This is a genomic window from Azospira sp. I13 (assembly GCF_003112695.1).
Taxonomy (GTDB): Bacteria; Pseudomonadota; Gammaproteobacteria; order Burkholderiales; family Rhodocyclaceae; genus Azospira.
On the sequence record NZ_BFBP01000002.1, the window covers coordinates 77,119 to 91,561 of the forward strand.

General features: G+C 61.7%; 12 protein-coding genes. All 12 read right to left on the reverse strand.

Annotated features, from left to right (window positions below):
• Window positions 1-41: 41 nt before the first annotated feature.
• Entirely contained in the window at window positions 42-1,802 is a 1,761-nt protein-coding gene (locus AZSI13_RS00390) for a SpoIIE family protein phosphatase (protein WP_165833255.1), read from the reverse strand.
• 7 nt (window positions 1,803-1,809) lie between these two features.
• Window positions 1,810-2,115, reverse strand: a complete 306-nt coding sequence (locus AZSI13_RS00395) for an STAS domain-containing protein (RefSeq protein WP_109039205.1) — start codon at window positions 2,113-2,115, stop codon at window positions 1,810-1,812.
• An 80-nt stretch (window positions 2,116-2,195) separates the two neighbouring features.
• Window positions 2,196-3,230 carry a chemotaxis response regulator protein-glutamate methylesterase gene (locus AZSI13_RS00400; RefSeq protein ID WP_109039206.1) on the reverse strand — a complete coding sequence of 345 codons (1,035 nt, stop codon included), beginning with the start codon at window positions 3,228-3,230 and terminating at the stop codon, window positions 2,196-2,198.
• A 14-nt stretch (window positions 3,231-3,244) separates the two neighbouring features.
• A complete protein-coding gene (cheD, locus tag AZSI13_RS00405; RefSeq protein ID WP_109039207.1) occupies window positions 3,245-3,892 on the reverse strand; it encodes a chemoreceptor glutamine deamidase CheD in 648 nt (215 codons plus the stop codon).
• Entirely contained in the window at window positions 3,867-4,745 is an 879-nt protein-coding gene (locus AZSI13_RS00410) for a CheR family methyltransferase (protein ID WP_109039208.1), read from the reverse strand. The genes cheD and AZSI13_RS00410 overlap by 26 nt, the downstream gene beginning before the upstream one ends.
• Before the next feature lie 73 nt (window positions 4,746-4,818).
• The gene (locus AZSI13_RS18340) at window positions 4,819-7,671 is read right to left on the reverse strand and encodes a methyl-accepting chemotaxis protein (RefSeq protein ID WP_109039209.1); all 2,853 of its coding nucleotides are present in this window, start codon (window positions 7,669-7,671) and stop codon (window positions 4,819-4,821) included.
• A 98-nt stretch (window positions 7,672-7,769) separates the two neighbouring features.
• A complete protein-coding gene (locus AZSI13_RS00420) occupies window positions 7,770-8,273 on the reverse strand; it encodes a chemotaxis protein CheW (RefSeq protein ID WP_109039210.1) in 504 nt (167 codons plus the stop codon).
• A 16-nt stretch (window positions 8,274-8,289) separates the two neighbouring features.
• Window positions 8,290-10,806: a chemotaxis protein CheW gene (locus tag AZSI13_RS00425; protein ID WP_109039211.1), complete on the reverse strand. Its 2,517-nt coding sequence runs from the start codon at window positions 10,804-10,806 to the stop codon at window positions 8,290-8,292.
• 49 nt (window positions 10,807-10,855) lie between these two features.
• Window positions 10,856-11,221: a response regulator gene (locus AZSI13_RS00430; RefSeq protein WP_109039212.1), complete on the reverse strand. Its 366-nt coding sequence runs from the start codon at window positions 11,219-11,221 to the stop codon at window positions 10,856-10,858.
• 30 nt (window positions 11,222-11,251) lie between these two features.
• Window positions 11,252-12,472: a methyl-accepting chemotaxis protein gene (locus AZSI13_RS18280; RefSeq protein ID WP_109039213.1), complete on the reverse strand. Its 1,221-nt coding sequence runs from the start codon at window positions 12,470-12,472 to the stop codon at window positions 11,252-11,254.
• A 51-nt stretch (window positions 12,473-12,523) separates the two neighbouring features.
• Window positions 12,524-13,471, reverse strand: a complete 948-nt coding sequence (motB, locus tag AZSI13_RS00440) for a flagellar motor protein MotB (RefSeq protein ID WP_109039214.1) — start codon at window positions 13,469-13,471, stop codon at window positions 12,524-12,526.
• A gap of 24 nt (window positions 13,472-13,495) precedes the next feature.
• Window positions 13,496-14,353, reverse strand: coding sequence for a flagellar motor stator protein MotA (gene motA / locus AZSI13_RS00445; protein WP_109039215.1), 858 nt, complete (start codon window positions 14,351-14,353; stop codon window positions 13,496-13,498).
• Window positions 14,354-14,443 lie beyond the last annotated feature (90 nt).

The following is a 14,443-nucleotide window of genomic DNA, read 5'->3' on the forward strand; positions in this document are numbered from 1 at the left end:
TCTCCGTCCCAGGGTTTTCCCTAGTGTCTTGTTCAGACAGCTTATTGGCCATCGCCGGCCAAACCGGATTCGATGGCGTCATAATACGCGATCACCTCATTACCCGCGCCGCAGAAGCGCAAATCGCTGCACAGGGAAGAAACCAGTTGAATTCCCCTGCCGTGCGGTGCCCCAGAGGAACAATCGCTTACGCGACTGCCTGCGCGGGTAGCGACAAGGTAATCCAGCAACTCCTGAAAGGGGAAGCCGGGACCGGAATCCTTGACCCGGATGCGCAGGCGAACATTACCGCCCTCACTCAGCTGCTCTACCCCCACCTCCAGGCACCCCTCCTGCAATTGGGCAAGACGGCGCTGGCGCTCCTCCAGGTAGCGCTCGAAACCATCACTCATGCACTTCAGACTCGAATCCAGCCGCAGGATTCCATGGTCCAGCGCATTGTTGAACAGCTCCGAGAGAATCAGGAATACTTGGCTGCTATGCACCCGGCCGTAATTGAACTGGTTAATGACTCCCATGAGCATGGGCACAGGGTCCATGGCTCGCAGCTCTTCAGCGGACAAGGTCATGGCCACCTGCCAATTGCCGGTGTTGCGCAGGGCCCGGGAAACATTCTGGGCAATTCTCGGCGCCCGGGGTGTCTGGTGATAGCAATGCACCAGAAGGAGTGACAGGTCATCCCTAGCCGGCTGGTCGCCCAGGTGCTGGTCGAGCTGGCTGACAACGCTGGATAGTCGGCTTTCCCGCTCGTGGCCGAGCAGGCTGCTACGCAGGCGCTCCTGACCAAAGGCGACCCCGTCAGCATTCTCGGCCTCCACCACGCCATCCGAATAGATCACAAGCTGGTGCGGCCCCTGGATGAAATGGGTTTCCGGCGCCGCATCAAAGGCTTCATCCTCCAGAATCCCCAACGGCAGGTGGGTGGCACCAAACACCTGATCCACCAACTGGTCGCGGCTCGAGATCAGCAGGGGCGGCGGATTGCCGCCATTCCATACCTGGATGGAGCCGGTACTGGAATCGATGGAAGCCAGGGTGGCGGCAACGAAACGCCCGGTCGGCAACAATTCCCGTACCTTGCGATTCATTTCCCGTGCAATGGTATCCAGGCCGAAACCTTTTTCCGTCATCCGGTAAAAAGGCTGGGTCACCGGCATGACGGCCAGGGAAGCGGCCAGCCCGTGACCGGTGGCATCGGCCAGCAGTACATGGAGAACGCCCCCCGGGGTACGGGCAGCAGCGATCAGGTCGCCACTGTAGGTTTCTGCCGGCCGCATCCAGTGGCTGACCGCCAGATCGCCGAGCAATTCCGCATTCACCAAGCGGTGCATCAGATGCTGGGCGACGCCCTTTTCTTCTTCAGCCTGGTCCCGGTAGCGCTGCAGGAGCTTCTCCCGTGCCAGGGCCTGGCGTTGCAGGAGAATGCGGCGCTGGAAGGACTGCAGCTTAGCCCCCAGCACCGGGCGACTCACCGGCTTGGCGATGAAGTCGTCAGCGCCGGCCTGGTAGGCCTCCACCAGGGGTTTTTCGGCTTGCAGCCCGCTGAGGAACAGCACGGGGAGCCAATGAGGGTGGCACTGGGCCTTAAGCGCCCGGGTCAATTCGCAGCCATCCATGCCAGGAAGGCGCAGGTCGGTCACTACCAAGTCCGGCAGCACCTCGGGATACAACTCCAAGGCCATTTCACCGCTGGGCACCAGGGTGACGCGGTGGCCAAAATGCTCCAGCTCGATGCGCGACAGGTCGCCATCGAGTGGATCATCCTCCACCAGGAGTATGGTCAGCCCCCCTCGCTCCATCATGGGTCGGTCAGGAAATTTTGAACAACTTACCGAAGTTGGCGATATCCAGCACCTGGCGCACATTGCCTTTACAGTTGGCCAGGGAAACGCTCTTGTTCTCGGCTCCGACCTTATCCCGCAGCAACAACAGCATGCCCAAGGCGGAACTGTCCAGGTAATCGACCCCCCCCAGATCCACCACGAATTCCCGGGTATCAGCCCGGCCCAACAACTCCTCGTAGGCGGCCCGGAATTCACGGTGCGAATTGAAATCGAAGCGGCCGGAGAGCTTGACCACTACCTTGCCATTTTCCTGCTCAACCTTGGTTTGCATAACACTCCCGTTTTTTTATTGCCAACCAGCAATCATGTTTCATCAGGCCGGAGGTAGTACCCTCCCCCCGGCGGCCGCTACTAACGGCCCAATCCGGCAAGCACCCGGCGCGACATATCGTCCAGAGGCACCACCTCCTCCACCGCACCGATGATGGCCGCCTCCCGGGGCATACCATACACCACGCAGCTGGCCTCATCCTGACCGTAGGTATGGGCGCCGGCCTGACGCATGGCCAGCAAGCCCACGGCACCATCCTTGCCCATACCGGTGAGGATAACGCCGACGGCATTACGCCCCACCAGTTGCGCAGCCGAGTGGAACAGCACATCCACCGCCGGACGGTGACGGTTCACAGGGGGAGTCTGCAGCAGTTCCGTGACAAAGCCACTGGCAGTCTTGCGAATCTGCATGTGGGAATGCCCGGGGGCCACGTAGACCGTCCCCGGCTCCACCTTTTCATTGCCCCGGGATTCGATCACCCGGGGAGCGCACAGACTATCCAGGCGCTTGGCGAAGGAGGCGGTAAACGTCTCCGGCATGTGCTGGACGATGAGGATCGGCGGGCAATCCGCAGGCATGCCCAGCAGGAAGTGCTTGAGCGCCTCGGTACCACCGGTGGACGCCCCCACAAACATGATCTTGTTGGAGGCGCTACCGCGCAGGGCTGGCGGAGCCGGCAGGGCGCTCCCAGAGGCAGCCGGCGGCCGCCGCAGGCGGGCGGCCTTGGCGGCGCGAATCTTGTCCGCCAGCTCGTGGGCGTAATCCTCCAAGGAGTGGCCGGGCTCCATGCGGGGCTTGCCGATGAAATCCACTGCCCCCAGTTCCAGGGCCTTGAGGGTCGTCTCGGAACCGGCCTCGGTAAAGGAAGAAACCATGACCACCGGCATGGGCCGCAAGCGCATTAGCCGCTCGAGGAATTCCAGGCCATCCATCTTCGGCATGGCCACATCCAGGGTCAGCACATCCGGATTGAGGGTCTTGATCATTTCCCGGGCCATCGGGGCATCCGGGGCTGCCCCCACCACTTCCAGGTCGGGCTGGGAATTGATGAACTCGGTGAGGAGTTTCCTCATCACCGCCGAATCGTCGATTACAAGAACGCGGATAGTCATGGTTGGGCCGAAAATCAGGTAAAGAGCTCGATATCGCCTTCCACCTTCGCTTGTCCCAGACGGGACTGGTATTCCTTTTCGCGGGTGAACAGGGTGTCGTTATGGACCCGGTGGAGCTTCTTCACCAGGACCTTGCCGGTATGGGGAAAGTAGTAAACCTTGCGGGGATAGGAATCGAGCAGGTCCTTGGCCACCACGGGAATCTTTTCCGTCTTCAGAAAATTGAGGACGAATTCGGCATTGCGCGCGCCCACCTGGGTGGAAGAAAGACTGGCCAGGACTGCGCCGCCGCCAAAAACCTTGGCCTCCAGACGGCCACGGCGGGCACCGAGCTTGAGCAGGTGGTTGATCAGCACTTCCATGGCGTAGGTACCGTAGCGCGCGGAACTGCTGATCATCCCGTCCCCCCCCATGTCCGGCAGCATGAAATGGTTCATACCGCCGATACCGGAGTCCCCGTCCCGGATGCAGGCGGCAACGCAGGAGCCGAGCACGGTGACGAGCAGCATGTCTTCCCGGGAGACGTAATATTCCCCGGGCAGTATCTTGGCCGCCGCCCGCTCGAAATTGCGGTCGAAATAGCGGTTGACCGCCAGATGCTCGACGTAGTCGGCACCATCAGCCGCCGCAGCCAGACTATCCCGGTTTTCTCGCCAGTTCATAGACGGTCTTCCCGAGGGAGCGGAACAGGTCGGCTGCGTGCAGGAAACTTTCCGAATGGCCGGCAAACATCAAGCCCTCCGGATGCAGCATGGGTGCAAATCGGGAAAGAATCTTGTACTGGGTCGGCTTATCGAAATAGATCATCACGTTACGGCAGAAGATCACATCCACCGGCCCCCGCACCGGCCAGGTGGGGTCGAGCAGATTGACCCGCTGGAAGGTAATCATCCGGCGCAGCTCGGGCCGCACGCAGACGTAACCCTCCTGGGAACCAGTGCCCCGCAGGAAGAAGCGCTTGACCTGATCCGGCGCCATCTTTTCCACCCGATCCAGGCCGTAGACACCCTTGTCAGCCGTGGACAACACGTTGGTGTCCAGATCCGAGGCGATGATGGAAACATTGCTGGCGGCATTACCCAGGGCTTCCTGCACCGTGATGGCGATGGAGTAAGGCTCCTCGCCGGTGGAAGCGGCACAACACCAGATTTTCAGGGGGCGCTTGGCCGCGTGCTTCTTCAGGAAATCCGCCAGGATGGGGAAATGATGAGGCTCCCGGAAAAAGGAGGTGAGATTGGTGGTCAGGGAATTGACGAAGCGTTCCCACTCCTGGGCATCCCGGTTTTTTTCCAGCCGGTCCAAGTACTCACTGAAGGTCTTGATGCCGGTAGCCCGTAGGCGCCGGGCCAGGCGGGAATAGACCATATCCTGCTTGACCGGGGAGAGGGAGATGCCGGCATGCTGGTAAATGAGCTTGCGCACCCGCTCGAAATCGGCGCTGGTGAAGGTGAACTCCCGCATCGTCGGCGAGGCGACGGCGGGAGACTTGAACAGGGAGGACTTGAGTTCGGTCATGGGGAACGCTTTCCCGGATTAGAACGCTCCCCGGCAAGCTTGCCGGGGAAGGCGGTAAATGGAAAGGAAGGCCTTAGAACTCTTCCCACTCGTCATCCAGGGAAGCCGGCAGTTTGGTCGCCGGCTTGCCGCCGAAACGGGGAGTGGGAACCCGGACTTCTTCCTGAACATGGGGCAGTGCCTGGGGGGCGGCAACGGTACGGAAATGACCGCCACCCTCGTCACCAAGACGGAAAACGGATACCGCCTCCTTGAGGCCCCGGGCCTGTTCTTCCAGGCTTTCGGCTGCGGCAGCGGCCTCTTCCACCAGGGCGGCGTTCTGCTGGGTGACCTCGTCCATCTGGCTCACGGCCAGGCCCACCTGTTCGATACCGGCAGACTGTTCGCGGCTGGCCTCGGCGATGTCGGCCATGATCTTGGCCACCCGCTTGATGGAGGTCACCACTTCTTCCATGGTGCGGCCGGCGGAATCCACCAGCTTGGAGCCGTTCTCCACCTTCTCCACGGAGTCGGAGATGAGGGCCTTGATTTCCTTGGCGGCCGCAGCACTGCGTTGGGCCAGGTTGCGCACTTCGGTGGCCACCACGGCAAAACCGCGGCCCTGTTCACCGGCCCGGGCGGCTTCCACAGCGGCATTGAGGGCCAGGATATTGGTCTGGAAGGCGATGCCGTCAATGACACCAATGATGTCGGCAATCTTGCTGGAGGAGTGATGGATGGCACCCATGGTCTGCACCACCTGCTCCACCACTTCACCGCCCTTAACGGCCACCTGCTGGGCGCCGCTGGCCAGCTCGTTGGCGGTACGGGCGTTGTCGGCGTTCTGCTTCACGGTGCTGGTCAACTGCTCCATGGAGGAAGCGGTTTCCTCCAGGCTGGAAGCCTGCTCTTCGGTGCGGGAGGAGAGGTCCGTGTTGCCGGAGGCGATTTCCTGGGAAGCCGTACTGATGGCGTCCGTGGCGCCCTTGATGCGTTCAACGATCTCCTTCAGCTGTTCAGCGGTGCTGTTGGCATCATTCTTCAACTGGCCGAAGGTACCGGCATAGTCGGCTTCGATACGGGAGGTCAGGTCGCCCTGGGACATCGCATTGAGCATGCGGGCCACGTCGTCCAGCCCGTGCTGGCTGGTTTCCAGCAAACGGTTGATGCCTTCGGAAAGCTGGCGGAAGAAACCGTCCTTGCCTTCTATCACCAGCCGGCGGGTGAAGTCGCCATTGGCGGCGCCATTGACGATGTCCGCCACTTCGGCCTCCACCGCCACCTCGGCGGTACGATCCAGCCACTCCACGGCAGAACCCAGGCGGATACCCCGCTCGTTCACCACCGGGGTCACGGTGAGGGAGAAGGTACGCCCCCCCAGGTGCACCGTCGCCCGGTGGGTACCGGTCAAGCGGGACAGCATGTTCCGCTGGTGGGCCGGATTCTTGTGGAAGACGTCGATATTGGCACCCAGCAACTGGTCGGCCCGGAAGTCGGGCAGGTCACGGCGGATATCGTCTTCCACCCGGCGGAACATATCCTGTACCGCCTTGTTCAGGTAGATGATGTTGAGCTGGTCGTCCGCCACCATGACATTAGTGGCCACGTTGTCGAGACCGATCTTGATGCGCAGGTTTTCATTGGCAACACGCTGGGCCTCGGCCACATCGAAGCCCAGCTTGATCTGCATGGACTGGATGCCTTGCAGCAGGCGCCCCATCTCGTCGTCACGGGTGATATCCACCTGATGGTCGTAACGCCCCTGGCTGACGGCGTTAAAGGCGCTCTGGGCATCGGCCAGGGAGCGCAGAATGCCGCCTACCAGCTTCCAGGCGATAACCAGCAGCAGGACGATGACGAGAACGATGGCGCCAATGATGGTGGCAGTCGTCGAGTTCTTCAGTTCGTCGGCGGCCTGGGCATCCTTGCGGGCGGCGTCGGCGTGGAACTGGTACAGGGCGTCGGTCTTGGCTGAAACCTCGTCGTAAAGCGGGTTGATCTTTTCCGTGAGGATGCGCTGAGCCTCGGAAAAATTGCCGTCCACCAGGGCCTGGCGGGCCGGATTGATGCCTTCATCCACGTAGCGCTTGCGGGCACTGAAATAAGCATCGGAGAGACGGATGTGGTCATCACCCCGGATGCCGGCCTGATAACGCTGCCAGATGGCGGTCAGTTCTTCCCGGTTCTTCGCGATGATGTCCGTGTGCACGGTGACCGGGTGCTCGTGGGTGGCGGCATGGGCCGTACCGGGTTCGTGCTGCAGGCCAAGGAGAATCTGGGCCCGGTTATCCGCTACCAGCTTCCCGATACGAGCCAGGCCCTGAACGGGCTGCAGCCGCTCAGTGAAAGCCTGCTCCAGGCTCTGGTTGGTGGTTTCCAGGGCCCGCAGGCCCAGCACACCGACCACCACGGCAAACAGCACGGCCAGGCCGAAGCCCAGGCCCAGGCGGGTAGCCAGGGATTGATTGGCGAAACGGGCGCCCAGGCTGGGGCCGCCGCGCACGACCTTGCCGCAGAGGATGCGCAGGCTGCCGGCGCGGTTCTCGCGGAACAGGCGATACGCCGATTCGGCGGCCTCCACCTGCTCCCGGGTAGGCTTGCGGCGCACCGACATGTAGCCGACCACGGTATCGCCTTCCCGGATAGGGGTGGCGTTGGCCTCGACCCAATAATGGTCACCATTCTTGCAGCGGTTCTTGACCAGGCCGGTCCATGGCCGCCCGGCCTTGAGGTGGGACCACATGTCGCTGTAGGCCTGGGGCGGCATGTCCGGATGGCGAACGATGTTATGGGGCTCACCGATCAACTCCGCTTCGGAGAAGCCGCTGATCTCGATGAAGTCCCGGTTGATGTAGGTGATCTGGCCCTTGAGATCGGTCTTGGAGACGATCAGGGTGTCGTCCCGCAGGGGCACTTCCACGTTGGTGACCGGCAGATTGGTGCGCATGTTGCTCTCTCCGTCAGATCCGGCACCCTGTGGGGCCGGCTATTCGCTATCTTTATTCGCTGTCGTTTTGCTGTGTCGGGTACCGCCCGGGCGGCTGATCAGCCCTGGGATGCCACGTCGTCCATCAGTTCCATGTCCCGGGTGCTCATCAGTTGCTCGATGTCGGTGACGATCAACATGCGCCCCTCCACCGAAGCCAGGCCGAGAATGAAACGGGTATCGAAGCTGGCGGAAAAATCCGGTGCCGGGCGAATCTGTGGCGGCGTCAGGGCGATGACATCGGAGACACTATCCACCACGATGCCGACGACCCGGCTCATCACGTTGAGGATGATGACCACAGTGAAAGGGGTGTATTCCACCTTGGGCTGCTTGAACTTGATGCGCAGGTCCACGATGGGCACGATGAGGCCCCGCAGGTTGATGACGCCCTTGATGAACTCCGGCGCATTGGCGATCCGCGTCACCATGTCGTAACCACGGATCTCCTGCACCTTGAGGATATCGATGGCGTACTCTTCCTGACCCAGGGTGAAGGTCAGGAATTCACTGGGCACCTGGTCTTCGTCAGCGACCACGGCGTTGCTGCTGTAATTTTCCAATGTCTCGCTCCTTCGCTCAGACCGGCTCGTCGGCCACCTGGCCCTTGGCCATGGAAACCAGGGCCGAAGTATCCAGGATCAGGGCGACCCGTCCGTCCCCCATGATGGTGGCGCCGGAAACGCCGCGCACCTTGCGGTAATTCTGTTCCAGACTCTTGATCACCACCTGGTGCTGGCCCACCAGGGCATCGACAAACAGGGCGGCCTTGGCCCCGTCGGAGTTGAGCACCACCATGATGCCTTCGTGGAACTCACGAACCTTCGGCTCTGCGTCAAAAACCTCATGCAGCACCACCACCGGGAGGTATTCACCCCGCACCTGGATGACCCGCCCCTGGTGGGAAACGGTCTTGATGTCGCTGGGTTTGGGCTGCAGGGATTCCACCACATAAGAAAGGGGAATGATGTAAATCTCTTCCCCCACCGAAACGCTCATGCCATCGAGAATGGCCAGGGTCAGGGGCAGCCGCACGGTCATGCGGGTGCCGATGCCGGTCATGGATTCGATTTCGATGCGGCCACCCAGGGCCTGGATGTTGCGGCGGACCACGTCCATGCCGACGCCACGGCCGGAAACGTCCGTCACCTGGTCGGCGGTGGAAAAGCCGGGCTCGAAGATCAGCGCCCAGACATCCTGGTCGCTCATCTGGTCAGAGGCGGCCAAGCCGCGCTCCCGCGCCTTGGAGAGGATTTTCTGTCGATTCAGGCCCGCGCCGTCATCCCCCACTTCAATGACGATGTTGCCGCCCTGGTGGGCGGCCTTGAGGGTGATGGTGCCACCCGGCGGCTTGCCCGCAGCGATGCGCTTCTCCGGCGATTCGATGCCGTGGTCCAGGCTGTTACGGATGAGGTGGGTCAGGGGGTCGGTGATCTTTTCGATCAGCCCCTTGTCCAGCTCCGTGGTTTCGCCGCTCATTTTCAGCTCCACCTGCTTTCCCAGCTTGCCGGAAAGGTCCCGGACCACCCGGGGGAAGCGGGAGAAGACGAAGGAAATGGGCAACATGCGGATGGACATGACCGCTTCCTGCAGGTCACGGCTGTTGCGTTCCAGCTGGGTCAGGCCGTTGAGCAGGCGCTCCGGTGCCGCTTCCTGCATCTGCTGGGCAGTCGCCAGCAGCATGGCCTGGGTGATGACCAGTTCGCCCACCAGGTTGATGAGTTGGTCCACTTTCTCCACACCGACCCGGATCGAGCTATCCCCGGCGGCCACCGCTGCCGGCTTGGCCTTGGGCTCACTGCGCCGCTCGGCGGCGGGGGCAACGGCAGGAGGCGATGCTTCATTGACGGGTGCCGGAGCAAGCGCAGGAGCGGAGACCGGGATGGCGGCCAGGGAGACGGGGGCGGCATCGGCAGGGGCTGCGACAACGTCGGGCAGGGGCGCAAAGAAGCCATAACCATCGCCCTCCTCGGCAACCATCGGCGTTTCGGGGGAGCTGACCGGCGCTGCCTCGGCGACATCGGCGGCATCCGCAGCCAGAGGCAATGGTACGAAGAAACCGTATCCCTCCCCTTCTTCCCCTACCTCCCGAGCAACGACGGGAGCGGGAGCGACATCGGACAAGGGGGCGAAGAATCCATAGCCGTCACCTTCCTCGGCGATATCCGCAGATGGGGCAGATACTGCCTCGCCTGCAGCCGTGGTACCGGGCAGTGGTTCAAAAAAGCCATAGCCCTCCCCTTCTTCTGCCACGGCAGCCGCAGGGGGAACTTCCGGCAAATCTTCGAAGAAACCGTAGCCCCGCACATCGTCGGGGGTGCCCGGCGCATCATCAAACAGGCCAAAAGCCTCATTACCGGCAGCTGCTGCAACGGGGCTGTCGCTGATGCGGCAGGCGTCGCTATCGGCGATGAAATCCAGGGAATCCACCAGAGCCTGGCGCTCCACCGTGCCGCTTAGGCGCAGGTGCCACAGGCCGGGCTGACCGGCAACGGGGCGGGCCAGGATTTCAAGTGCCCCCAGGCGGCCCAGATCTTCCAGACAGTTTTCCAGGGTTTCGGGCGCGGCCAGGGCGGCGTCCGTGGGCAGGAATTCAATATCCCAGCAATGGCTACCGGGCTCGGCAGGCACTCCGACCGGGGTCGATGCCGCCGCTACAGTAGTCGCCGAAGCCGTTGGCAATGCTGCCGGCGATGCGGCACCGCTGTCATCCTGAGTCAACTGCCGCAGGCGCTGGCAAACGGCCTCGGAAGCTTCCGGGGCCACTGGCTCGCCTCCCTGATGGGCTGCCAGGAGGGACTTCAGCAGGTCTCCCGCCTCAAGGAAGGCATCCACCATTTCAGCCTGCAGGGGAATCTCATGCTTGCGCAGGCGGTCCAGTAGGGTTTCCAGGACGTGGGTGACTTCCGTCAGGTCGGTAAAACCAAAGGTACCGGAAGACCCCTTGATGGAGTGGGCCGCCCGGAAAATGGCATTGAGGTCTTCATCCTCCGGGGCAGCCACATCCAGCGCGAGCAGCAGGGATTCCATTTCTGCCAGGTGTTCCGCCGATTCCTCGAAGAACACCTGGTAGAACTGGCTCATGTCGATTGCCATGTTCGCCTCATAGACAAGGGCTGCACAGGGGCCGTGAGAGGCCGGGCAATCAGCCGATCACCTTTTTCACGACTTCCACGAGTTTCTGCGGGTCAAAGGGCTTGACCAGCCAGCCAGTGGCCCCGGCGGCGCGGCCCTGGGACTTCATGGCATCAGAAGATTCAGTGGTGAGCATGAGAATGGGAGTGGTGCGATACTGGGGCAGGGCACGCAGGGAACGGATCAGGGTCAGGCCATCCATGCGGGGCATGTTCTGGTCGGTGAGGATCAGATTGACGCTGCGGCTCTTGGCCTTTTCCAGGCCATCCATGCCATCCACGGCTTCAATGACTTCATAGCCGGCGCTTTTCAGGGTAAAGCTCACCATCTGACGGATGGAAGCGGAGTCATCAACAGCAAGTACGGTTTTGGGCATAAGTTCGCCTCCGGAATTCAGAAGGGTTCGTCAGAAGAGTTCGATTTCGCCGGTATTGAAGCTTTCCTGGCTTACCGGGTTGTTTTGGGTGCGCTGCTTGAGCCCATCCAGGCGTTCGCGGGCCTGGAACAGCAGTTGTTGCAGCTGCTGGGCCTGGCCCGGGGAAAGGCCATCGGCACCATCCCGGGCCACGGCGGCGACAGCCCCCATGTCCTCGAAGACGGATTGCAGGGCTTCGATGCGTAAGCTCACGTGTGCCAGCAGCTGGGTCACCATATCCTGGAACTGCAGGGAAACCACCGCCTGGCTGACGCTCTGCTCCATGCGCTCGGAAATGTGGTTGAGTTCATCAATGGTCAGGCTGGTCTGCTGGTTCAGTGCTTCGATGTTGCCCATGGCCACCTCGACGCTCTGCTTGGACTTCAGGGCGAAGGTCATGTCCTGGGCCGCCATCTTGTTGATGGCAGCCTCGGTGGCTTCGATGGATTGCTGCATGGTCCCCAGTTGACCGCGAATCTGCTGGCTGAAATGGCTGGTGCGCCCGGACAGGTCACGCACTTCGTCGGCCACCACGGCAAAGCCGCGCCCTGCCTCACCGGCCCGGGCCGCCTCAATGGCGGCATTGAGCGCTAGGAGATTGGTCTGCTTGGAGATGCCTTCGATTTCGCCGAGCATGCCGGTGATGCGCTTCATCTGCTCCGACATCTTGTCGGTCATTTCCACCAGCTCCATGGCCAGCTTGGAATTGGCCACCACGCTGTCCACGAAGGCATGGAGGGTTTCGGAAGTCTGATGGGCAAAGGCCGCGAAATCCGTGGCACCGGAATCACTGGATTGGTTACTGATGATGCCCGTGCCGAGTTCCTGCTGGCGCTTGGCCTGCAAGCTCATTTCGGTAAAGCTCTGGATCAGGGTGCCGATGGCATCGGAGAAAATCTGCTGAGTCCGCACCACATCCGCCCGGGTCTGCTCGAACTGGATGCGGAATTCCTCGTTGGCCTGCAGCACCATGCTGCCAGTATCGGCCAGCAGGCGTCCGCCCTCCCCTTCCAGCGAGGTCTGGCGAAAGGCGCCATCGGTGGCAGCCGGTGCCTTGATGAGCAAGGAGAGAACAATCCAGCCGGCGGCAATCAGCGCCACACCGACGGAAAACACCGTGCCTCGCAAGCTCCCGTCAATGGCCGCCATGCAGGCAGCAACAAGCAGCACCCAGACTAATCCGAAGCCGCCCAGTTTGGCCCATCCGTTCATCGCACCCGTTCCCCTTGTCGTAGTTGTTTGTCAGGCTGAAGCTGCAGAATCTTACTGGCCGGGTCGGCCTGGCGGCGCCTTGGCCGGCGTCAGGGTATCGGAGGCAGGCAGGGCATCCTGACTCACCTCGACATCGGGCCCGGCCTCCTGCAGGAAGGACTCTTCCGTATCCTTGTTGAGCACCACGATACTGATGCGACGGTTGACCGGATTGAGCGGGTCGTTACGGTCGAACAGCACCGTGGAAGACATGCCGACGACCCGCAACACCTTGTGCTCGTCCATGCCGGCTGCGATCAGTTCACGCCGCGAAGAATTGGCCCGGTTGGCAGACAGCTCCCAGTTGGAAAAACCCCGGGAGCCGGAGGCGAACTGGGCGGCATCGGTATGCCCGGAGAGAGTTAGCCGGTTGGGCACCTCGTTCAGCACCTTGCCGATTTCCCGCAGGATTTCCTTGGTATAGGGCTTGAGCTGGTCACCGGCCAAATCGAACATGGGACGATTCTGCTCATCGACGATCTGGATGCGCAACCCTTCGCTGGTGATATCGAGCAGCAACTGATTTTTGAACTGTTTGATGGCCGGATTGCTGTCGATCACATCCTCGATGCGCTTCTTCAGCTCCTTGAGCATCACCCGTTCCCGCTCGCGGGCTTCTTCCTTCTTGGCTTTGGCCACACTGTTCTTTGCCGCATCCTCGCCCTTGCGTACCTGGCCGTTCTGCCGCGCCAGGTCGAGGCCGCCCCCCTGGATGACGCTGGTGGCATCACCGGAGCCGGAGCCCCCCTGCATGGAAACCTTGAGGGGGTTCTGGAAATACTCGGCGATCCCCTCCAGATCACCCTTGGCCGTGGAGCCAAGCAGCCACATCAGGAGGAAGAAGGCCATCATGGCCGTCACGAAGTCCGCATAAGCCAATTTCCAGGCGCCGCCATGGTGGCCGCCGACCACCTTCTTGACGCGCTTGATGACTATGGGGCGGGAGGAATCGTCGCTCATCGCCGCTTACCGCACATTCATGGCTTACTTACCCTTACGTGCCTTGAGCTCTTCTTCGAGCTCGAGGAAGCCGGGGCGGACATCGGAGAACAGCACCTTGCGACCGAATTCAATGGCCACCTGGGGCGCATAGCCGGACATCGCAGCCAGCAGCACCACCTTGATGCACTGATAAATCTTGGAGCCCTCGTGGGCCTTCTGCTCCAGCAGGTTGGCAATGGGAGAAACGAAGCCGTAGGACAGCAAAATCCCCAGGAAGGTACCCACCAGGGCGCCGCCGATCATCTTACCGAGCACGGCGGGAGGCTGGCCCACGGAGCCCATCACGTTCACCACCCCCATCACGGCCACCACGATACCGAAGGCGGGAGCGCCGTCAGCGATCTTCGCCATGGCATGGCCGGGCACCTCCACCTCATGGTGGTGGGTCTCGATTTCCATGTCCATCAGGGCTTCGATTTCGAGGGTATTGAGGTTACCGCCCACCATCATGCGCAGGTAGTCGGTGATGAAATCCAGGACATGGTGGTCGCTGACGATGTCGGGATACTTGGAGAAGATCGGGCTGCCATCGGGGTTTTCCACATCCGCTTCAATGGCCATCAGGCCTTCCTTGCGGACCTTGGCCAGGATCTCGAAGAGCATGGCCAGGAGATCGATGTAGAGCGTCTTGGTGTACTTGGAGCCCTTGAGCAGGGAAGGCAGCGAACCGACGGTCTTTTTAATGACCTTCATGCTGTTGCCAGCCACGAAGGAACCCACCACCAGACCGATGATGGCGATGTACTCCGCCGGCACCCACAGCGCCGCCAGGCTGCCGTGAATGGCGTAGGTGCCAACCGAAGCCAGCAGGATGACTACATAACCAATGATGAGAAACATGCTCCCCCCCACTGCCTTTCTCGGCAGGGCCTGCTGTATTGAATCGTTACGTACGCGCCATTCTAGCAACAACCCCGGTCAGGCCAAAGG